The organism is Exiguobacterium sp. s48 (genome assembly GCF_018617395.1).
In the GTDB taxonomy this organism is placed as follows: Bacteria; Bacillota; Bacilli; order Exiguobacteriales; family Exiguobacteriaceae; genus Exiguobacterium.
This window is the reverse complement of the sequence record NZ_JACSKC010000001.1, coordinates 1,930,987-1,951,966: the sequence shown is the minus strand read 5'-3', so window position 1 is coordinate 1,951,966 and position 20,980 is coordinate 1,930,987. Positions and strand designations below refer to the sequence as shown.

At 47.4% G+C, this 20,980-nt stretch carries 26 protein-coding genes; 11 read left to right on the top strand and 15 right to left on the bottom strand.

All coding sequences use genetic code 11. The features are described from left to right. Positions 1-240: 240 nt before the first annotated feature. On the top strand, positions 241-405 hold the full coding sequence (locus KNO66_RS09875; protein WP_167365511.1) for a hypothetical protein: 165 nt from the start codon (positions 241-243) through the stop codon (positions 403-405). 25 nt (positions 406-430) lie between these two features. Here the strand turns inward: KNO66_RS09875 and abc-f are convergent, their stop codons facing one another. Continuing rightward, complete coding sequence (gene abc-f / locus KNO66_RS09870) at positions 431-2,275, bottom strand: ribosomal protection-like ABC-F family protein (protein ID WP_214742250.1); 1,845 nt, start codon at positions 2,273-2,275, stop codon at positions 431-433. A gap of 328 nt (positions 2,276-2,603) precedes the next feature. Between abc-f and KNO66_RS09865 the strand changes: the two genes are divergently transcribed. Next, the gene (locus KNO66_RS09865) at positions 2,604-3,503 is read left to right on the top strand and encodes a DMT family transporter (RefSeq protein WP_214742249.1); all 900 of its coding nucleotides are present in this window, start codon (positions 2,604-2,606) and stop codon (positions 3,501-3,503) included. A gap of 42 nt (positions 3,504-3,545) precedes the next feature. On the opposite strand, the gene KNO66_RS09860 is transcribed toward KNO66_RS09865, so the two are convergent. The 4 genes from KNO66_RS09860 to KNO66_RS09845 form a co-directional block, all read right to left on the bottom strand. Next, a complete protein-coding gene (locus tag KNO66_RS09860; RefSeq protein WP_214742248.1) occupies positions 3,546-3,737 on the bottom strand; it encodes a hypothetical protein in 192 nt (63 codons plus the stop codon). 13 nt (positions 3,738-3,750) lie between these two features. Then, positions 3,751-4,656, bottom strand: a complete 906-nt coding sequence (locus KNO66_RS09855; RefSeq protein WP_214742247.1) for a Gfo/Idh/MocA family protein — start codon at positions 4,654-4,656, stop codon at positions 3,751-3,753. 64 nt (positions 4,657-4,720) lie between these two features. Further along, positions 4,721-5,443, bottom strand: coding sequence for an anti-sigma factor (locus KNO66_RS09850; protein WP_214742246.1), 723 nt, complete (start codon positions 5,441-5,443; stop codon positions 4,721-4,723). After that, positions 5,440-6,000, bottom strand: a complete 561-nt coding sequence (locus KNO66_RS09845) for an RNA polymerase sigma factor (protein ID WP_214742245.1) — start codon at positions 5,998-6,000, stop codon at positions 5,440-5,442. The genes KNO66_RS09850 and KNO66_RS09845 overlap by 4 nt, the downstream gene beginning before the upstream one ends. A gap of 160 nt (positions 6,001-6,160) precedes the next feature. On the opposite strand from KNO66_RS09845, the gene KNO66_RS09840 reads away from it, so the two are divergent. After that, positions 6,161-6,313, top strand: a complete 153-nt coding sequence (locus tag KNO66_RS09840; protein WP_214742244.1) for a hypothetical protein — start codon at positions 6,161-6,163, stop codon at positions 6,311-6,313. A gap of 85 nt (positions 6,314-6,398) precedes the next feature. Then, complete coding sequence (locus KNO66_RS09835) at positions 6,399-7,199, top strand: HAD family hydrolase (protein WP_214742243.1); 801 nt, start codon at positions 6,399-6,401, stop codon at positions 7,197-7,199. Here KNO66_RS09835 and KNO66_RS15010 read toward each other — a convergent pair. Continuing rightward, a complete protein-coding gene (locus tag KNO66_RS15010; RefSeq protein ID WP_214742242.1) occupies positions 7,145-7,450 on the bottom strand; it encodes an RNA polymerase sigma factor in 306 nt (101 codons plus the stop codon). The two genes, KNO66_RS09835 and KNO66_RS15010, sit on opposite strands and share 55 nt — an antisense overlap. Before the next feature lie 154 nt (positions 7,451-7,604). Next, positions 7,605-7,820: a zinc ribbon domain-containing protein gene (locus KNO66_RS09825; protein ID WP_214742241.1), complete on the bottom strand. Its 216-nt coding sequence runs from the start codon at positions 7,818-7,820 to the stop codon at positions 7,605-7,607. Between the two features lie 122 nt (positions 7,821-7,942). Here KNO66_RS09825 and KNO66_RS09820 point away from each other — a divergent pair, with 122 nt between their 5' ends. The 4 genes from KNO66_RS09820 (at position 7,943) to KNO66_RS09805 (ending at position 10,421) form a co-directional block, all read left to right on the top strand. Beyond that, the gene (locus KNO66_RS09820) at positions 7,943-8,176 is read left to right on the top strand and encodes a WYL domain-containing protein (RefSeq protein ID WP_214742240.1); all 234 of its coding nucleotides are present in this window, start codon (positions 7,943-7,945) and stop codon (positions 8,174-8,176) included. Then, complete coding sequence (locus KNO66_RS09815; protein ID WP_214742239.1) at positions 8,173-8,373, top strand: helix-hairpin-helix domain-containing protein; 201 nt, start codon at positions 8,173-8,175, stop codon at positions 8,371-8,373. The genes KNO66_RS09820 and KNO66_RS09815 overlap by 4 nt, the downstream gene beginning before the upstream one ends. Before the next feature lie 149 nt (positions 8,374-8,522). Then, positions 8,523-9,980, top strand: coding sequence for a UDP-N-acetylmuramoyl-L-alanyl-D-glutamate--2,6-diaminopimelate ligase (locus KNO66_RS09810; RefSeq protein WP_214742238.1), 1,458 nt, complete (start codon positions 8,523-8,525; stop codon positions 9,978-9,980). A 96-nt stretch (positions 9,981-10,076) separates the two neighbouring features. Then, positions 10,077-10,421, top strand: a complete 345-nt coding sequence (locus tag KNO66_RS09805) for a YflT domain-containing protein (RefSeq protein ID WP_078147786.1) — start codon at positions 10,077-10,079, stop codon at positions 10,419-10,421. Positions 10,422-10,488: 67 nt separating this feature from the next. Here KNO66_RS09805 and KNO66_RS09800 read toward each other — a convergent pair whose 3' ends face one another. Continuing rightward, positions 10,489-11,481 (bottom strand): MDR family oxidoreductase, encoded by a 993-nt coding sequence (locus tag KNO66_RS09800; protein WP_214742237.1) that lies wholly within the window; start codon positions 11,479-11,481, stop codon positions 10,489-10,491. Positions 11,482-11,624: 143 nt separating this feature from the next. On the opposite strand from KNO66_RS09800, the gene KNO66_RS09795 reads away from it, so the two are divergent. Beyond that, on the top strand, positions 11,625-12,047 hold the full coding sequence (locus KNO66_RS09795) for a hypothetical protein (protein ID WP_012727530.1): 423 nt from the start codon (positions 11,625-11,627) through the stop codon (positions 12,045-12,047). An 18-nt stretch (positions 12,048-12,065) separates the two neighbouring features. Here KNO66_RS09795 and KNO66_RS09790 read toward each other — a convergent pair whose 3' ends face one another. The 4 genes from KNO66_RS09790 to KNO66_RS09775 form a co-directional block, all read right to left on the bottom strand. Beyond that, positions 12,066-12,275, bottom strand: coding sequence for a hypothetical protein (locus tag KNO66_RS09790; RefSeq protein WP_214742236.1), 210 nt, complete (start codon positions 12,273-12,275; stop codon positions 12,066-12,068). A gap of 82 nt (positions 12,276-12,357) precedes the next feature. Continuing rightward, a complete protein-coding gene (locus tag KNO66_RS09785) occupies positions 12,358-13,065 on the bottom strand; it encodes an SDR family NAD(P)-dependent oxidoreductase (protein WP_214742235.1) in 708 nt (235 codons plus the stop codon). A gap of 11 nt (positions 13,066-13,076) precedes the next feature. Further along, entirely contained in the window at positions 13,077-13,466 is a 390-nt protein-coding gene (locus KNO66_RS09780; protein ID WP_214742234.1) for a GNAT family N-acetyltransferase, read from the bottom strand. Continuing rightward, positions 13,463-14,479 carry a serine hydrolase domain-containing protein gene (locus KNO66_RS09775; RefSeq protein ID WP_214742233.1) on the bottom strand — a complete coding sequence of 339 codons (1,017 nt, stop codon included), beginning with the start codon at positions 14,477-14,479 and terminating at the stop codon, positions 13,463-13,465. The genes KNO66_RS09780 and KNO66_RS09775 overlap by 4 nt, the downstream gene beginning before the upstream one ends. A gap of 172 nt (positions 14,480-14,651) precedes the next feature. On the opposite strand from KNO66_RS09775, the gene KNO66_RS09770 reads away from it, so the two are divergent. Continuing rightward, entirely contained in the window at positions 14,652-15,551 is a 900-nt protein-coding gene (locus KNO66_RS09770; protein WP_214742232.1) for a GGDEF domain-containing protein, read from the top strand. A gap of 20 nt (positions 15,552-15,571) precedes the next feature. On the opposite strand, the gene KNO66_RS09765 is transcribed toward KNO66_RS09770, so the two are convergent. The 3 genes from KNO66_RS09765 to mgtE form a co-directional block, all read right to left on the bottom strand. Next, positions 15,572-17,350: a solute:sodium symporter family transporter gene (locus KNO66_RS09765; protein WP_214742231.1), complete on the bottom strand. Its 1,779-nt coding sequence runs from the start codon at positions 17,348-17,350 to the stop codon at positions 15,572-15,574. Between the two features lie 278 nt (positions 17,351-17,628). Continuing rightward, complete coding sequence (locus KNO66_RS09760) at positions 17,629-17,838, bottom strand: hypothetical protein (protein ID WP_251128081.1); 210 nt, start codon at positions 17,836-17,838, stop codon at positions 17,629-17,631. Positions 17,839-18,064: 226 nt separating this feature from the next. After that, on the bottom strand, positions 18,065-19,423 hold the full coding sequence (gene mgtE, locus KNO66_RS09755) for a magnesium transporter (RefSeq protein WP_214742230.1): 1,359 nt from the start codon (positions 19,421-19,423) through the stop codon (positions 18,065-18,067). Positions 19,424-19,745: 322 nt separating this feature from the next. On the opposite strand from mgtE, the gene arcA reads away from it, so the two are divergent. Further along, positions 19,746-20,975 carry an arginine deiminase gene (gene arcA, locus KNO66_RS09750; protein WP_214742420.1) on the top strand — a complete coding sequence of 410 codons (1,230 nt, stop codon included), beginning with the start codon at positions 19,746-19,748 and terminating at the stop codon, positions 20,973-20,975. Positions 20,976-20,980 lie beyond the last annotated feature (5 nt).

Here is a 20,980-nt window from a genome sequence, read left to right as displayed (position 1 = left end):
TTCGATTTCATGTTTTCGAATGAAAAACAATTGGTGAACCAATGGACGATGAGCGGATTGGAATGATGCGTCACGTTGGCTTGGACAGCTCTAGTCGAACCAAATCATGGATGGGACGGTCAATCGAGCAAGGGCTTGGTTGGATGAAAGTCCGGGAACTAGAGAATCAAGAAAAGCGCCGAGTGAGGGCGCTTTTCTTGTGGTATCCTATTGAGTGAATGCAACCGATGGAGGGATCATATGCCAAAGCTATATTGGTTTGGGACGTTTCTTAGTGGAGTGATTCTTTTGACAACGGGAACGATGGAAGGTCTTTACCGCATACTCCCAATTGGGTTGATGGCTATCGCGGTCATCGGCTATTTCATACAGATTCGATTCGAGCAAAAGAAGCGGCGCCCTTGATTGGGTGCCGCTTCTCTATATTAGGTTATAAAGATTCGAGTAAACGTGTCATCACGTCATCGATTTCAATTTGCAGTGCATCGACTTGTCGTTGTAGCGCCATCAATTCATCAAGGTCATCCAATTCATTCATTCGTTGGAGCAGTTCCTGATGTTCTGCTTCTAATTGGGTCAGGTGAGTTTCCTCATCAACCGTAGATGGAGCGGGTTTCGTCTGCTTCAGCGATTTTGATGGCTTGGTGTGTTCCGTTTTCGATTCCTGTTTCGATTCCTGTCCACGTTTGTCGAGGGCATAGGCGACGTTACCTTCGAAACGTGTCATCGTTCCGTCGAGCCAATACGTGATGGGAAACAGCTTATTTAAGAAGTAGCGGTCATGGGAAACGGTAACGACCGTTCCAGGGAAACGTTCGAGCGCCTCTTCAAGTGCCTCTCTCGATTCGATATCGAGGTGGTTCGTCGGCTCGTCTAGGACGAGGACATTGATTTCTTCGTGGACGAGGATGGCAAGCATGAGTCGCATCTTCTCCCCGCCGCTCAAATTTGAGACCGGCTTAAACACACTCGCGCCGTAAAACAGAAATTGAGCGAGAAGATGTCTCGCTTTGCCTTCATCGACTGCGATCCGGTCTCGAAACGCCTCGATTAAGCGATGAGATTCGTCGAACGTGATATGTTGCGACAGATATCCAATTTTGGCTTGATCGGCTTTTCGGACGGTTCCGGATTGAGGGATGACTTCACCGAGTAACATCTTTAAAAGCGAAGACTTTCCACTCCCGTTCGGTCCGACGATGGCGACGCGTTCCCCGTGCCCTGTGTAGAAGTGCACGTCTTTAAATAGGGGACGGTCATAGATAAGTGTCACGTCACTCACTTCGAAGACATCGCGCCCGGTTCGCCCGTTCGTCGTGAACTGGATATTCGGTTGCTCGGCCTCGAGTTGTGGTCGTTTGATTCGTTCAATTCGTTCGAGCGCCTTTTCCATCGATTTGGCGCGACGATAGAACTTTTCATTCGGCGGATTGCCCTCGTTGGCCCATTGCCGCAACTGCCGAATCGTTTCTTTCATTTTTTTGATTTTCTTCTGTTGCTCCGTGTAAGCGTGAAACTGGTCGAGTAACTGTTTTTCTTTTTGGGCAACGAAGTCCGTATAATTCCCAGGATAACTCGTCAATTCTCCATCCTCGCACTCGACAATTCGCGTGGCGACTGCATCTAAGAAGACCCGGTCATGAGAAACGATGAGGAGAGCTGAATCGTAATCCTGTAAATAGGATTCGAGCCACGTCATTGCTTCTAAATCTAGATGGTTCGTCGGTTCGTCCAAAATGAGTAGCTCTGGTTCTTGAAGGAGTGCTAAGGCGAGTCCGATTTTTGTACGCTCGCCACCGCTTAGCGTATCGAACGGTTGGTCCACGAATGAGGTCAATTTGAGTCCATCAATCATTGCGCTGATTTTTGACTCGTAGACATATCCACCCGCATGTTCAAATTGTGCTTGGGTGGCACCGTATGATTCGAGAAGGCGTTCGAGCTGTTCAGTCGTCGCCATCTCTTGCTCGAGACGAGCCATGTTTTCGCTTAAGCGAATCACTTCCTCAAAAGCAGTGTACAGGACGTCACGGCCACTGCGTCCGGGGTAGTCGGGAAGCTGCACCAAATAGCCAATGGAGAGTCGTTGCCGACGATAAATCGTGCCGGCATCATGCTCTTCAGAGCCGACAATCATGCGTAACAGCGTCGTTTTGCCGCTTCCGTTTCGGCCGACGAGCCCGACTCGTTCGTTTTCGTTCATGAATAAATTGGCATCTGTGAGAACGGCGTGCCCGCCGTATTGTTTTTGAATGTGTTGAAGATCGATCAACATAATAGGTTCCTCCTAAGGTTAGGGCCTATCAAAAAAACCGAGCGCAAAGAAGCGCTCGGTTTAGAAAGAGAGAGGCGCTTTGTCGTATATTCAGCAATGTCTAAAAAAGGACAGACGGGTCCCTTGATTAAGCGACATCGTGAAAAATCGCACGCAAAATGTACAAATGTTCAGTTGTCCAATGCGTACGTCCGACAAATTTCACCTTTCTCCCTCCTTTCATTCAATCTATATCTTGATTGTAAGCGTTTTTCTTACGACTGACAATGAAAATAAAGGAAATGGAAGCAAAGACGTCGTATATAGTCGCCATCGAGGAGGCGAAGAAATGAGGAAAGAATGGCTAGGAGCACTCAGTTTGACCCTTGCGGCGAGTATATGGGGAGGGATGTATGTGGTCAGTAAATATGCGCTCGCATATATTGAACCGTTCACGTTCGTCTGGTTACGATACACTGTTGCATTTATGGTCCTTTTCGTCGTTTGGTTTCGGTTTGGACGGGAATCGATTCGACGGGCGGATTGGAAGTGGATCGGACTCGTCGGCGTCATTGGATACGTCGCTTCGATTTCGTTTCAATTTATCGGAACGAAGCTATCGGATGCACATACCGGCTCCCTTGTGACCGCAGCGACACCGGCGTTCATGGTCTTATTTGCCCGAATATTATTAAAAGAACGACTGACTCCTGTCAAGATTGGAGCGCTTGGGTTGGCAACGGTCGGTGTTCTCATCGTCGTCGGTTGGGAAGGGGAAGGGACGTATCGCTTAGGCAGTTTTATACTCGTATTAGCCGCCGTGACGTGGGCGCTCATGTCCATTTACGTCAAAATCGGAACACAGACCTTATCGACGTTGACACTGACGACGTTTGCGATTGGAGTTGCCTGGTTGTTGATGACCCCTTTGATGAGTATAGAGGTCATGCAGTCGGGTTGGCCAGATTTAAATGGCGTTCTTTGGCTCAGCATCCTCTATATCGGGATTATATCAACGGCAGGGGCGTTCTTCTTTTGGAACAAAGGGCTTGAATTGATGGATGCGAGTGTCGGGTCACTCTTTTTCTTCTTTCAACCCTTGGTTGGCGGGACGCTCGGTTGGCTCGTTTTGAACGAGACGCTCCATCTGAACTTCTTTATCGGTGCCGGTTGTATCATGACGGCTGTGACGTGGTCGACGCTCGCAGAACGGCGACAACAACTGCCCATTTCAGAACGAAATCTTTGACGACAAAGCGGTCACCCTTATGTTAGAGGGCGACCGTTTTTATTAAAATCCATGATGATCAAGCTTGTCTTGTTCGCGTCTCATTTCGAGTTCAAGTCGTTGAATCGCGAGTTTTTCTTCTTCAATCTTCAAGCGACGTTCTTCGACACGCGCTTCTCTCGTTTTAATGATTGTATTGGCGCCGACCGATGAAACGACAATCACCATGACCATGATGTAGAAAAAGAAATCCATGTGTATCCCTCCTTTAGTTGATTAAGTTCGTGACCAGTCGTTGTGTCTCAAGTGCGGTACGACCGTCCGTTAAAATCGCTGTATCCTCGATGAGTGCGGAAATGAAATGGTCAATCGCGCCCTGGAATCCTCGTTGCACGAGTGTCGTGTCCCATGAACCGAACGTTTCGACTTCATGCCGACCTTCTTTGAAACGATGTAGCGTGATCATCTCGTCGACGGACAACCGTTCTCCGTCACGAACGATCGAGACGTGCTCGTGATTCACTCCGGCCATGCGATGCATCGATGTCGTGTGCATTCCGTGCTCGTCTTGCCACACGTGGCGGGCAAATCGAAGCTCGTGTTTGTCATTGACCTCGATTTGACCTGAGACGAGTGTGAGCTCGGTACCAGCGAGAAAACGTAACGTATCAACGACATGTAAGTAATCATCGAGTAAGGTGAAGGTTGCATCCTTTGGACCGACATCGTTCTCTCGATGCTTCACCACATCAATCATGTGGGTAGGGGACTCATGTTGTAGACGCATATACATCGGTGCAAAGCGTCGGTTGAACCCGACCATCAGCTTTCGACCAAGTCTTTCAGCTTGTTCAACGAGTTGCGCTGCTTCTTCTACCGTTGCGGCGAGGGGTTTATCAACGTAAACATCGACCCCGTGTTCTAGTAGATACGATACGATGTCATAATGGGTTTCAGTTGAACTATGTACGAACGCTGCATCGATAGATGAGGCGAGATCATTCAATGTGTCGAATGAGGCCATTCGGTATGTTTGACAAATCGTGTCTCGCTTAGATGTGTTCGGTGAAAAGGCACCGACTACATCGATTCGAGGATGAATCGAAAGGATGGGTAAATACGCTTTTTGAGCGATGTTTCCGAGTCCGACGATCCCGATTTTAGGTTTTTGCATTCCATTCACTCCTTTAGTCCATCATAACAAAAAAACCGGACAACACATGTGTCCGGTTCAGGAATTATAAACTTGCACTTAAGACGATCTCACCTTGTGGCGTCTCGTTGCCACGATTCGGTTCTTTCGTGACAGCGACGGTATCCCAGTCGACGTCGACTTCATCCGAATCGAGCGTATAGATGACCGTCCCATTCCCTTTATCATCGGTGACGAAAGCACCGGTCGGAATAGGGGCACCATCTTTTAAGAGCCATACTTGATATACCTCATTGGCATCGAGTGAGGCTAGGCCGTTCGTTTGGACAATCAGTTGTGTCGTCCCGTCCTGCTCTGCAAGATAAGCGGTTCCTTCCGATTCGCCGTCGAGTGGGATTGTTTCGGTTAACGCGATGCCAGGGGCATCAGGCTGATCGGTGAGCAAATATCCATTCCCGATCAAGGAGAGAAGGAGTGCCGCTGCTAGGGCAACCATTCCCCAAACCGGTACGTTCCGTTCCTTTTTCTGTTTGAACGGTGTCACGGGTGGCAAGGATTCAGATGATACGGTCGTTGTGACGGGTTCATTGTCTTCTTCTTCGAATACACGATCGAGGACACGGGCTTTCATGCCTCGGGGTGGTTCAGTCGGAGTAGACAAGAACGCGACGCCACCGACGAGCGCTTCAAGTTGTTCGAGCTCTTCTTGACAGTCTTTACATGTTGCCAGATGTTGTTCAAACTTCATTCGTTCTTCTTCCGTTAAATGTTGATTGAAGTAGTCAATCAATTGGTCGCATGCGTTCATTGTTCTACCTCCTTTCCGATGAATTCATGGGATAACTGTTTCCTCAGCTGCCTCAGCGCCAGTCGAATCCTTCCTTTTACCGTTCCGAGCGGGATGCCGCATGCATCAGCAATTTTTTGCTGGCTCAATCCTTGGAAATACATAAGTCGGACAACCTGTTGTTGCTCGGCCGGTAATGTCGCCATGGCCGTTTCGATTTGAGCACGTTCTTCTTGCCATTCTACTTCTGTTTCGACAGAAGGTGACTCGGAAGGGATGGCCTCGGCATAGGATTCATCTAACTGTAAATCGGGTTTACGCTTCCGGATTAAATCGATTGCCACGTGACGACTCATCGTGAAGAGCCAGGAACGAAACTTTCCTTTTGACTCATCATAGACTCCACCACCGCGCCATAGTTTGATGAACACTTCTTGCATAGCCTCTTCAGCCAAATCACGATCCTTTGTCAGCTGTAAGACAAACGCGTATAAAATTCGTTCATACCGATCATACAATATTTCGAGCGCCTCTTTGTCCTTTTGCCTGACACGCTCATATAACTCTAAGTCAGTCATAACATACTCCTTTGCGCAGAAGGGATGTCCCTTGTATTGATCTAACGTATAAAACTGAAAAATGGATGACTATTTTGTGTGACGATTTATTGAACACGTCGCGGATGGGTTGGGGAGCTTCGCATAAATGAATAGTCTTAATTTCTCTGAAAAGATATAGGTGATGACACTTAACCCAATCGCCGTCATCAGCATCAATCCGATTGCGATGAAGGGAGCGGTCATCGTCGCCCAAAAGAAGTGTGTGCGAATGCCAAAAAGAAAAGCGAATACAATGAAAAATCCTGTAATCAAGCTACTCATTTGGCAATAGACTTGAGAGATTCGTTGAATCATAAGATGCCTCCTTTGTTTCATTGTACTATAGGAGAAAGAGAAAACGGTAAGGAGACGAGATCATGAAGCGATTTACGAATGAAGGACGCATCCTCATCTGCTTTGATTTTGATGAAACCTACTTTCCTCATGCATGTACATCAGATCAATTGGCATCCGTTCGTCGGCTTGAAGACTTTTTGGAACGATATTCGCATCAATTGTCAACGATGTGGGTGACAGGTAGCACCCTCAAATCGTTGCGTGAAAAAGTTGACCGAGCAAACCTTCGCTTTTGGCCACACCGCATTGCTTCAAGTCTCGGGACGGAACTGTATCGCATTGATGGGAATGGGACGTTTTTTGTAGAAGAACCCTATCAAGCGTCATTCCCGAGTGATTTTGTATCTCGTGTAGAACGAATTTGTGCACGGTCTATCAAGATAAAAATTGAATTAGAAGAGCAACCCGGGAATGGCTCGAGTCCCTGGATTCGTAGTTACTACGCCCGTGACCGGGGTGAATCATGGAAAGAGACGCTTCGACTACTAGCCGATGAAGAAGGGATTGCCGTCAACATCAGCCAATGTAATCCGAATGCAGGTGACCCGGCGGATGCGTTTGATATCGATTTTTACCCGATCCATGCCGGGAAGGTCTCAAGTATTGAATATGTATGTGCCACTTCTTCTTTTGCACGAGAAGATACATATGCTTTTGGAGACAGCGGAAATGATGTGTTTATGTTGGCACATGTGCAGAATGGATATTTAGTCAAAAACGCAACGAATCAGGCGAAACAGATTCATCCGAAAGTGACAACAAAACCTTATGCGGAAGGTATTTTAGAAGTGCTCGAGGCTGATGTTTCTTCGTTCATCTGATGTATGATTTGTTCTAAAGAACGGATCAGGGTTACACGAACGGTTTCTGTATGAGGTTCGAATTTGAGACGTTGTTGCCAGACACGACAAAATAAATCAGTCAAAGCCGCTTCTGCAGTTGCAGGGCGGTTATTTAAATGAAGCGCATATCGATAGAGTAGATTTTCGTAGCGCGTGTATAAATGTTCTAGAGCTTGTCGATTTTTAAGACGAATTTGATCGACTAAGCGTTCATCGAGTGTAGGAAGCATATGCAACTCCTTCTTATGAAATAAGAGATCAACAGGAAACGAATAAAGAGACTTTACTCAAATAAAGTGTCCTCTCTGTTCTTTCACTTAATTTCTCTTCTTCAAACAAAAGGATGTGGGAATGAATGCTTGAATATGCATGCCTCTCAATGATTCAAAACGTGTGATAACAATTCGGACAAGTCTGCGCATCTCCCGGCGCACGTTTGAATGACGTTTTACAATTCGGGCAGGTGACCGTTTCACTTTGTTGATTGAATAAACTGCCGCGATTGAATAAAATGTTGCGAAGGTTTGGTAAGGCCAAGGCAGCGAAAATCATGGCTCCAAATAAAAAGGCTGCCAAGATGAGTAATAATACATAAGTCATCGTGTGTTCCCTCTCTCGTTTTTGATTTCCTTCATCATAATCGAAATTTGAAATAGCGAACAGCTTATTGATGGAAACGGGAACAAATGTTCTGTACAATAAAGAAAAGGAGGGAAAACAGGATGAGAGAAGAATTGTTACGGTGGATGCGTTCGGGAAGAGTCACGGAAATGGTGTATGTCGATCGACATGGGACATTTTCAGAGCGACGGGTCAAATTGATTAAAGTGCAAGGAGAGTACGTCGTAGCATGGGATTTGAATAAACAAGCGAGACGAACGTTTCGAATCGAACAAATTCTTGCCTGTCTTCCCATCAACGAACGATTTAGAAAACGGAAGGCGGAGATTGGATGATTGCCTTACCAACGCTAGCATCGCCAGCTCAAAGAGCACTAGTCGCCAAAGGAATCGAGTCTTTGCATGAATTGTGTCCCTATACACGCCATGAGGTTGCGAGCTGGCATGGAATCGGACCGAGTGCCCTTCGCGTCCTTGAGCTAGAGCTAATAAAACATCACTTAGCATTTAAGGAAGAGGAACCTAGTACGTAAATGAAACGTCTAGGTTTTTTTGTGAAGTGATTGCTTTTCTTTGAAAACGGGAAGTAATATATTTGTCATCTCAATTGCCGTTTAAATCTAGTAACATGACGATAAGGTTTATGAACCTAGCGACACCCATGAGAAAGGACGTACACAGCATGAGAACGAAACGTTTATCCGCCATTCTACAAAATGAGATGGATGACATCTTTGATCCATGGGTGACCGGAGTCGAAACGGACTCTAGAAAGGTCAGTTCAGGGAATGTCTTTATTTGCATTCGCGGCTATACGGTTGACGGTCATAAGTTTGCGGAAGATGCCGTCGCTAACGGTGCGAGTGCGGTCATCTCAGAATATCCACTCGATCTCGATGTACCAAATGTGGTTGTTGCAGATACGAAGCAGACGGCAGGAGCGGTTGCGAGTGTATTTTATGATTACCCCTCTCATCGGATGCGTATATACGGTGTGACGGGAACGAACGGGAAAACCACGACAGCGACACTAACTTATGACTTGTTACGTCTTTCAGGACGTCATGCTGGAATCGTTAGTACGATTGGCGCGCGTTTTCATAATCAAACGGTTGAAACAGCCAATACGACACCGGAAGCCGTCGTCTTACATCGTATCTTGGCAGAGATGGTCGATGCAGGCGTCACAGATTGCGTACTTGAAGTATCATCGCATGCATTAATGGAAGGTCGCGTGGCGGGAATTCATTTTCATGCGGCCGCGTTTACGAATTTGACGCATGATCATTTGGACTACCATCGTTCGATGGATGAGTACGCCCGAGCAAAAGCGCGACTGTTTGAACAGGTGGAAGTAACGAATGGTGAGGCGATTGTGTTAAATGCGGAAGATCCGGCCAGTCATGTCATGGCTGAGTTTGCGCCGACTCGTCAAGCCATTATGTATAGTACAAAAGAGGAAATCGAGGCCGACATTCAAGTCATTTGGCGTGAAGAGACGGTACTCGTCAATATGAAAGAGTTTAAGCTCGAAGTGCCTGTTCGATTTATGGGGGCATTCAACGCAGCGAACTTAGCAGCGGCAATCGGACTTGTGTCGACTTCGGATATGGCGCTACGGACCATTGTTTCAAATGTTCCAGGACTTACTTTGCCAAAGGGACGATTGGAACGTTTAGCTACAGAGGATGCTGAGATTTATATCGACTACGCGCATACACCAGACGGGCTAGAGAAATGTTTGTCCACATTGCAACAAGACGACCGTGCACTTGTCGTCGTGTTAAGTGCGGCAGGAGACCGTGATCCCACTAAACGTCAAGACATGGGTCGGATCGCAAGCCGTTATTCAAACGAAGTGATTGTCACCGTACATGATGTCCGCATGGAAGACCCGAAACAAATCATTCGTGATTTAGTAAAAGGTATCCAACCGGATGTGAAGTATGTGACGTTTGAAGCAAGAGAAGATGCGCTCCGCCATGCTGCAAAACAAGCGTTAGCGGGGAAGCGTGTCGTGGTCGTCGGGAAAGGACATGACCACATCGAACGAATCGGTCGACAGTCGATTCCATTTAATGAATCGAACATTTTATTGGAAGAATTGAAAAAACGAAAAGGGCAGGAGCCTGCCGTTTAACAAAACGATGACGTTTGTCATCGTTTTTTAATGTGTGGAAATAAGCTAGGAAGGTAATAACTAGTAATGTAGTAGAATTGAAGGAGGAGAATAGACATGTCAGTTTTGTACAAAGAATTTACAAATGATGAAGAAGTCGTTACCGCCGTTCAATCGATGAAAACAAATGGGATTGATGAGTCCAATATCTACGTCATCACACATGACGATGACCGGAGCAAACGTGTCGCGGATAATGCCGATGCGAACACCGTTTCAGCAAGTGACGTCGGCTTGGGGACAGCCGCCAAAAACGTGTTCCGTAAAAAAGGGGACGAATTACGAGCCGATTTTCAGGAGCTCGGCTTCACAAAAGAGGAGGCAGAGCGCCTCGAAGAAAAGTTAGATCAAGGCAAAGTGCTCGTCGTCGTAAAAGATGCACCGGCCGGATTTACGATCTGATTCCACACCATGGAGAATAGAGAGAAAAGAGGCTGAATCGTGAGCGATTCAGCCTCTTTTGATGGGCTTAGCGAAGGCGGACGACGGTGCGACCACTCAATTCGCCACGCATCATTGCTTCGGCGTGACGTGGGACGTCGTGTAGCGGAATCTCATGAATCATTTCATTGAGAACTTTCGTGTCGATGAGTTCTTCGAGACGTTCCCATGCGTTCGTACGGCGCGTCATCGGTTGCATGACCGAATCGATTCCGATGAGCTTCACGCCACGTAAGATGAACGGATAGACGCTCGTTGGCAACTCGGCGCCTCCGACGAGACCGCATGCGGCGACAGCGCCTTCGTATCGTGTCTGACTCAAAATGTTGGCGAGTGTATTCCCACCGACCGAATCAATTGCGGCATCGAAGCGTTGCTTGGCGAGGGGACGAACAGGTCCTTCTAATTCGCTCCGATCGATGATCGTCTCGACACCGAGTGAGCGTAAGTATGGTGAATCTGTTTTACCGGTCGAGGCGACGACATGGTAGCCAAGACGACGAAGCAAGGTAATGGCGAAGCTCCCGACACCTCCGGTCGCCCCCGTGACGAGTACTTCTTCACCCGGACGTACGCCTGCATGTTCGAGTGCATCAATCGATAACATGGCTGTAAGTCCTGGTGTCCCGATGGCGATGGCATTCCGCATGCTCATTCCTTTTGGTAACTTCACGAGCCAATTCCCAGGCACTTGTGCATACTGGCTAAATCCTCCGAAGTGCCGTTCCCCGATCCCGAAACCAGTGGCGATCACTTCGTCCCCAACTTTGATGTCAAGGTGGTCAGATTCGACGACAGTTCCGACAAATTCGCATCCTGGAATGAATGGATAATGGCTCACGATTTTGCCCGATGTGGTTAATCCGAGCGCGTCTTTATAATTCAACGCGGAGTAGTGAACTTCCACTAACACATTTCCGTCCTCTTCTTTCGGAAGGACGTCGGATTTTACTTCTTTAACTTCGGCATGAAGGTGATCCTCGTGCTGGTCGAGCACGAGTGCTTGGAATGATTCATTCATCTGCTTAACCTCTTTTCCTATGGATGTCCTCACTCTAACACTCTTTCCCTCGCGAAATGAAATATATGCACGAAACTTTAGGGGGAATTGGGTAGAGAGTGGTACAATAAAGGGGATTCAAATTGCGTAAGGAGGAATGTAGTATGCGGCACGATGACTATGAGTTTGATGATGTAGAAGTAGAAGAAGGCGAATTGTTCAACGTATACGATATTCTCCCACCAGACGGGACAATCCTGGAGATGGCGACAGCTGAGGAAATGGTTCGAGCGGCCGAATTAGAAGCGAAACATCATGCGCTTCAACGGCTCCAAGATTCAAACTTTCAGTTAACAGGTGTGTCGTTCAAAGAACTTCTGACAGAATTTGAGCAGTATGAGCAAGAATCAATGGAGTTCTGGACAGGTGTCTATAACCGGTTACGCATTCCTTGGGCGTGGACGATTCGAATCGATGTGGCCAATGGCCCGATTCACGTCGTGAACGATCGTGATATCTTTATCGACGAAGACGACTTCGAAGAATACGATGTTGATGATTTATTAGAGGAATACGAAGAAGATTGAATCAAAAACGTCTTTCCCTCATTCAGATGGGAAAGACGTTTTTTTATCGTGGAGCAAGTCGTGACGGACTTTGTTTAGTTCGGTTGCTCCAAATAACAACCCGACGCTACATAAAATCGAGACTCCGCTCACCATCGCCCCGACGACGGCGGTATCTCCAATCATTGTGAACGACATGGTGAGGCTGAACAGTCCAAATAACAGTAATCCTCCAGCGATTGTTTTCATAGGATTCACCCTTTCACGTATCTATGCATGTAGTGTAGACGGTTTAACGAGGGAAGGGTGATTCTTTTTTTGACCTGGTAAATTATTTGATTAAGTCATAAATCGAATACGTCTTGCCATTTTCCAACGGACGGTCGATCAACTGTTCAGCAAATACACGAGCAACCGTCTCAGGAGAGCGTAGTCGTCCTTCTGTCTCGTATGAACGGAATTGTTCAAGGTCAGCAAACGCCTCTTCCGAAGAAGAACGAATCTCTGCCTGCATCGACGTATCCATCACGCCTGGATTGAATAGAGCCGCACGATGTGAGGTTCCTTCTAGCTCTAGTGCAAGCGTCTCTGTGAAATGATCGAGTCCTGCTTTCGTGCCACAATATGCGCTCCAACCTGAGATTGGACGCTTAGCAGCACCAGAGGTCACATGAATCAACTCAGTCGGCTTATCGAAAGCGAGGACCGCATTCGCCAGTAGCATCGGCGCAAGCAAGTTAGCGTGGACATGAGCGGTCACTTTCTCGCCATCTAATTGTCCGACACGATGAATCGGTTCAATCCATGCTGCGTTTTGGACGAGTAGTATGGATTCAGCTTTCTCTAAAAACGGTGCAATCTCCCGGATGACCGCATTGATTCCGGATACGTTAGACAGGTCGACTGATAGCTGTTGATACGTAACGTCTTCTGCCTGTGATCGAGAGAGACCGACCACTTCGCAGTTCCGAGTTTGGAGTTCCTGTGCGATGGCGCGGCCAAGACCACGTGAAGCGCCGGTAATGAGAGCGAGTTTCATCTATATTCCTCCTATTCGTGAATCGTTTTCCGAAACCCATAAAACGGACGGAATCGTAGTTTTTCGTAATATGTGTGCGAAGTTTGACTCGCTAACAGTTCGATTCGCGTTGTTGGGTATCGTTCATGAATATGTTGAAGTAGCTGTTCACCGAGCCCACGTTTTTGATAGGCGGGAGCGACCAACAGTTCACAGACATACAAACTGACTGTCGTATCGGTCAATCCCCTTAAGTAAGCGACAATCTCATCATCTTCAGACTCCATCACATAGGTGACGTTGGATTGACGCCATGCCTCACGTGTCAAGGCATCCCGTTCCACCAATTGGCTCCAACCTTCATCGTGATTGAGTTGTTGAATCGAGTCAAAGTCTGATTCTTTATAGGCACGAATGTTCATACAAGTGGTTCTCCAATCTGTGTTTCAATTTGTTTCATGACATCAAACGCCCCATCTGATTGATTTGAACAAATGACCGAGATGACCTCGTTTTCTGGATAGTACCCCGAATGAAAACTGACGCCCGGGTCATATCCCATCACATGATATTTATAGACGTCTCCCGATGCGTGATGTTGAATCCAAAGTCCGTATCCATAACTCCCGCCGCGGTCATTGACCGTCACATGTGGTGTGAGAAGGAGGGAGGTGGATGCGGCGTTCAGTAGCTGATGTGAAAACAATGCTTTCCAAAAACGACTCATATCTTGAGCGGTCACATAAGCTCCGCCATCTGCCCCACCTTTAATTGGAATCGCATATTGATTCGTACGCCACGTGCCGTCCGAGTTGTCGATATAACCGAGCGCTGTTTTAGCAGGCAAGGCATCGAGTGAGAAATATCCAGAATCGGTCATACCAGCAGGCTGAAAAATCGATTGTTCGACATAGTCGGTGAAGGACTGTCCGGTCACTTCTTCCACGATCAACCCTAACAAAATATACCCCGCATTGTTGTAGGAGAATCGAGAACCTGGTTCGCCCTTCATGGTTTTTTGTTGAAACAGTGGTAGAAAATCACGTAACTTTTGGAAACGATACATCGGGATATCACGCCATAGCGCTTCGAAGTCATCAGAGACGGACTCATCAAAATAGTCAGGGATTCCCGACGTGTGCGTCAACAGTTGATGCACGGTGACGTTTGGTGACAGATGAGGTAAGTCGAATGTTTGAAACGAGTCGAGCAAGGTGGAGAAGGATAGTTTCCCTTGCTCGACTAACTGAGAAATCGCGATTGCTGTAAACAGCTTGCAGCCGGAAGCGATTCCGAACCGTGTTGTCACGTCATGTTGAATCTGTTCTGAGCGATTCGCATAACCGTATGACTGGTGGATTGATTCGTTTCGATTCGTGACCAAATAGACCCCCGAAAATGTCTCGTCAATCGGTGGGTGTGTGAACTGTGACATGAGAAACCTCCATCTATTGAGTGATTCATTAAGTCGACTATATCATGTACGTCACAACCTCTCTAAAATTTACTCAATTTTCAAAAAAACATTTACCAAATAACAGGAATTGAGACAGGTGTCTGACCTCGAACGTGGTACGATATGGTCGAACAGAGAGGAAGTGGATTCAATGACGTTATTCTTCTGGGGGATACTCGTTGGATTTTTGATCGCCTTGTGGCTATACAAACGTCCACAGCCACATGCACCGTCTCTTTCGTTTATGCATTTCGGGAATCAAACGAAAGATGTCATTTACATTTTTGAAACGAAACCGACCTGGCGTTTCCGATACATCAGTCCTTCTTTAGATTTATATCTTGGAGAAGGAACGGTGATGCGAAGTTATTCAGATGCACAAGAGTGCTTTCGCAGAATCCACCCGGACGATCGGCGACTATTACTCGATAAAGTGGCGGGACGCGTCAACTACGAAGAAGCGATTCTTCAGCGATGGCGCACGAATGACGGCGCTTATGTATGGTTCGAGGAATATACGACCCCAATCTATGAGAATGGTGAAATCGTAGCGGTTCAAGGTGTGATTCGGAACATCGAAGCAGCCATGACCGAGCGTGAACGTCTCATGTATGAAAGTCGCCACGATAGCTTGACCGGTGTCTTCAATCGTCGGGCGTTTGAAGAAACGATTGCTCAAGCCGAAAATGCGTGTAACGTCGGAATCGTCGTGCTCGATGTGAACGATTTAAAAGTCGTGAATGACGAAGAAGGGCATTCAGCTGGTGACTGTTTATTGAAACGAGTCGGTACAATCCTTCAAGACATCGAATCATCCGTCTATCGTTTAGGAGGAGATGAGTTCGTCTTATTTCTAGAAATGATGCCTAAAGACGCATGTGAACGAATGGTTCGTCAAATTGAAGCGACTTGTCAACAAGAAGGGATTTCCGTTGCCATCGGGTTGGCATGGGCATCTTATCCGGAAACGATTGAGGAGCTTTGGCAACGTGCGGACGATGCCATGTATGAACGAAAGCGACAACAAAAAGTAGACCTCCTTGACGCGTAAGTTCAAGGAGGTCTATTTGTTTAGCTGCTTACTTCTTCTACGTCAGACGAGTCTTCACCTAAATTGTTTAGATAGCGTTCATAACGAGAAATGCCATAGCGGTATGATGCCCACATGAGGACGGACGTGACGACGACAAGTCCCATTGTCACTGGAACGAACCATTCGGAAACGATGCCGTTCGCATAAGCGAGTCCGATTGGTGAGAAGACAAGGTAAACGAAAATCATCGAAGCGACGAGCAAAATCGATGTCGAAAGGGCATGCCGCCATGGTTTGACGCGTCCGAGTTCGATTTGGATCGGATTTGTTTGCAGCATCGGTCGTACACGCGCAAATACGAGCATGATTCCCGTTTCGATGACGAAGAGGATTCCGTAAATATGGATAAAGTTGATGCCGATTTCGACGCCGAACCATTGTTTCGTTCCCCACACGAGGAAATAGTAGGCGATGACGTGGAAAAAGACGACGGTCTTCGCGGCGATCGGTGGCACACGTTTGACGAGCATTCCGATTAAAACGATGACGAGAATCGGGATGTTGAAGAAACCGGTGAAGCGACGGATCAAATCCCACAAGCCATCTGGTGCATACATGAGATTCGGGGCGACAAAGAACGAGACGAGCGCCACGAACGTCCCGAACCATTTACTGACACGGATCAACTCTTGGTCAGAAGCATTCGGCTTGAACTTCGGTTTATAAATATCGAGGACGAAGAGCGTCGCGATACTATTCAAAAGCGAGTTGAACGAGCTGAATACGGCACCGAGCAAGACGGCGAGGAAAAAGCCCATGAGCCACATTGGTAATAGTTCGGCAATTAGACTCGGATAAGCGAGGTCTGCCTTCTCCACGTTTGACCCATACAAATGGAATGCAATGACGCCAGGTAACAACATAAAGATTGGGACGAGTAACTTCAAGTAGCCGGTAAAGAGTACGCCTTTTTGACCTTCTGCTAAATTTTTTGCACCGAGAGCACGCTGGATTACGTATTGATTCAGTGCCCAATAGAATAAGTTCGCAAAAATCATTCCGGTAAAAATAGATAGGAACGGGACCGAGTCATTGGTGGAGCCGATTGCATTCAACTTTTCGGGATTCGTCGTCGCAATCGTCTTCATCCCGTCCAACAGATTCCCGTCCCCTAGTGCGAGGAAACCGAGCGTCGGAACGAGGAAGCCGATGATGATGAGACCGATCCCGTTTAACGTGTCCGATACAGCGACCGCGCGAAGTCCACCGAAGATGGCATAAATCGCCCCGATGATGCCAATGAACCAAACGACGAGCCAAAGGGACTGCTCAAAGCTGATGCCGAGAAGGGCCGGCACGTCGAACAGTTGTAGGACGGCCAATCCACCTGAGTACAGCATAGACGGAATCGTGACGCACATGTAGCCTATTAAAAACAACAGGACGGTCAATCGACGAACGTCTTCGTCATAGCGCTGACTTAAAAATTCAGGAATGGTCGAAATTCCGATGCCAAGAAAACGTGGCAACAAAAAGAGTGCCATGATGATGGCAGCTATCCCGGCCGTGACTTCCCAAGCCATCGCTGACATGTTGCCGGCGAACGATTGACCGTTCAAACCAATCAATTGTTCAGCAGACAAGTTGGTCAACAGAAGCGATCCCGCGATGAAGACGCCTGTTAGACCGCGACCGGCCAAGAAATAATCATCGGCACTTTCGACTTTTCCTCGCGTCATGCGATATGAGACGTAGGCGACGAGCGCCATGAACAAAGCACCAGTCACGAGTATGTAGAGTACTTGTTGAAATGTCATGAAATCCCCTCATTCCTTACTTATGTTTTATATGTATTTGTAGGAAATACCCTAAAGTGTAAGAAGGTAGTCATTTTAATCAGAGAAAATAAAAAACACTCGATGTTTCGAGTGTCAGCTTGTTGACAAATAACATGTTCGAACTCGTCCTTCCGGAGCCCACGCTTTCCTCAGGCAATCCCGGAGCCGCATCACGACCTAGGTCGCTGCTGGGTCTCCGTCGGATTGCTTTCCTGTAGGAGTCGGGGGCGCCGTCGGGCGAGCAACGCAAACGGTCGTCACCTGGCGGCCGTTTGTCTTTTTTCTAAGGCCACGACGGCCGAAGAAAATACTAAATACTTACTTCGAATCGATGCATCAGGGAAAAGGGAAGGTAAACGCCGAGCCCGCCCGTCATCAATCCCGAGATCATCCGCCTCGAGCCGCCGTTCAACATCCGTTCCGTTCGTCAGACCGTGAAGGATGGATGGTGTCGACTTGTTGATCATCAGATCCGCCCCTGTGTGTTCTTCTCACACCATTATATGGGACGGAGGACAAAAGGTGACCAAGAACGGGCAGGCGAGACTCCTGAGGGAATAGCAAGCAAAGGGAGACCCAGCAGTGACGCATTCGCGATGCGGCTCCCTGCTTGCCCCTAGGAAAGCGAGCCGTGTCCGGATTGGGCATAACACCTATACTTTGTCTATAGTCTGACACTCGATGTTTCGAGTGTTAGAAGAATTGGAGCATAGACGTCGCAACCGTGAAGTAGATGATGAGCCCTAGATTGTCCATCAATGTCGTGATGAACGGTCCCGAGGCGACAGCGGGGTCTAACTTCAGGCGATTGATGAGAAGCGGGACAATCGTACCAATCATTGTGGCGACACTGAGTGCGGCAAAGATGGAAACTCCGACAATGAAACCAATCAGCATATTGTCATACAGCAGCGTGATCACGCCGAAGATGACAATCATACAAGCGATTCCTAAAATAATACCCGTCCCGAGTTCGCGTCGAATCATCTTCATGACGTTCTTTCGATTGATGGTCCCGAGTGCAATCGAGCGGACGGCGACGACGAGTGATTGCGTGGCTGCGTTCCCGGCAGAGCCCATGACAAGTGGCATGAAGACGGCGAGAAGCACAATCGTTTCAAGCGTGTCTTCGAAACCACCAATCGTCGAGGCCGTAATCATGCCGAGAAACATGAGGCTGACAATCCAAGGGGCACGTTTTTTCGCCGCCTCGAGCGGGCTCATATTGATATCGGACGACCCCTTCGTCGCGGAGAGTTCTTCAAAGTCTTCCGTCGTCTCGCGCTCGATGACGTCTAATATATCATCGACCGTGATGATACCGAGTAGCTTTTGCTGATCATTGATGACAGGAAGGGCCAATAAATCGTACTTTTGGACAATCCGAGCCAAGTCTTCTTGGTCGGTCATGACGTTTGCCGAGATGACGCGAAATCCCATGATGTCCTCGATTTTCGCATCGAGCGGTGCGACAATCAAATCACGCAATGAAACGACCCCAACAAGTTGGTGCGCTTGGTCAACCACATATAAGTAATAAATCGTCTCGGCATCAGGTCCTAGTTCACGCAACTCTTCAAGGGTCAACCCGACCGTCTTATCAGCTTGAAGGACGACAAACTCAGTTGTCATGAGCGATCCGGCCGTTTCTTCTGGATACTGCATCAAGTCTTTGACTTCTTGCTCCTCGATATCATCCATCTGCTCAAATAACGTGTCCATGAACGCATCGGGTAATTCCCGCATCAGGTCGGCCGCGTTATCCGAATACATTTCATTTAAGATGCGGACGGCATACGGCTGAGGTGTTTCTTGGATAAATGTACATTGTTCCTCTAACGTCAGCTTTTCAAATAGATCGGTGAATACCTCAGGGGAGATGGTTCGATACACGAACGCCCGCTCATGTTGATTCAGTTCGATAAAATGATCCGCCTGCTCACCCGGGTGAAGGGAGAGGAATAGATCTTGAAAATCAATCGGGTCTCCTTTTTGAATCAATGTGCGAAGTGCTGCTTCGTGTTCGTTGTATTCCGTTTCTTCAATTTTCATATCCTCACATCCTGATCTCTCGCGTTTTCAATTTATTTTACGGTGAATAAAAAAAGTTTTCCGCTTTTTTTACGGAGATGTTATACATCATCCATACATCTCATTTCCCCTTGTCATGGCGCCGATTTTTAGAGCCTTGTTTGTTCATTCACAAAGGTGAACGTTTATACATAGCTATGTGGAATCGACAACAGGTGAAGTGCCGGATTAGACATTCGCAAATTTGGTAAAGTGATAAGGTAAGGGTAGTCACACACCCGAATCACAAGGAGGAAGCGAGATGATCTCAATGACGAATCAACCGATTTCACAAGATACGACGCTGAAACATCCGATTCATGTGTATTCAGAAATTGGAGAATTAAAAACAGTATTACTGAAACGACCGGGCAGGGAATTAGAGAATCTTACCCCGGAATATTTAGAGCGCCTCTTGTTCGATGATATTCCCCATTTGCCGGTCATTCAAAAAGAACACGATTATTTTGCGAGTGCGCTTCAAAATCGTGGTGTGGAAGTCCTTTACCTCGAAAAACTAATGGCCGAAACGTTATCACTCCCCGGTGTGCGCGAAAAGTTTGTCGCGGATATCTTATCGGAGTCTAAATCAAATATCAACGGCTCTTACGAAACATTAAAAGAGTATTTACTCGATTTTGATAACGAAATGTTGATTGAGACGGTGATGGCCGGTATCCGAAAATCGGAAATCAAGCCGGAGAAACGTCGCCATTTACATGAAATGATTGAAGATACGTACCCCTTCTTTTTAGATCCAATGCCAAACCTCTACTTTACACGAGACCCAGCCGCTGCAATCGGTCACGGACTCTCCATCAACCGAATGAAAGAACCGGCACGTCGCCGTGAATCACTCTTCACGCAATATATTATGCGCTATCACCCACGCTTTGCGAAACATGATGTTCCCATTTGGTCGGACCGCGACTATCGATTTGCGATGGAAGGGGGAGACGAACTCGTCTTGTCAAAAGAAGTCGTCGCCATCGGCATCTCAGAACGAACGACCGCACAAGGCATCGAGCGTGTCGCCCTCAACCTACTCAAACATGGAGACAGCTTTAAAAAAGTCATCGCCATCGAAATTCCGAAATCACGCGCCTTCATGCACCTCGATACCGTCTTCACGATGGTCGATTATGATAAATTCACCATCCATCCATTCATTCAAGGACCGGAAGGAAAAATGAACATTTTCGAGCTCACGTTAAACGCGGAAGGCGAACTCCAAATTACTCAACATACCGATTTGTTGAAAGTATTAAAAGATGTCCTTGGGTTACAGGAAGCCACGTTGATTCCTTGTGGTGGTGGTGATCCAATCGCAGCGGCTCGCGAACAATGGAATGATGGATCAAACACGCTCGCCATTGCCCCAGGTGTCGTGGTCACGTATGACCGAAACTACGTCTCGAATGAGTTGCTTCGCAAAGAAGGCGTCGAAGTGATTGAAATCATGTCGAGTGAACTATCACGCGGACGTGGGGGTCCACGTTGCATGAGCTGTCCGATTATCCGTCAAGACATCTAAATGTG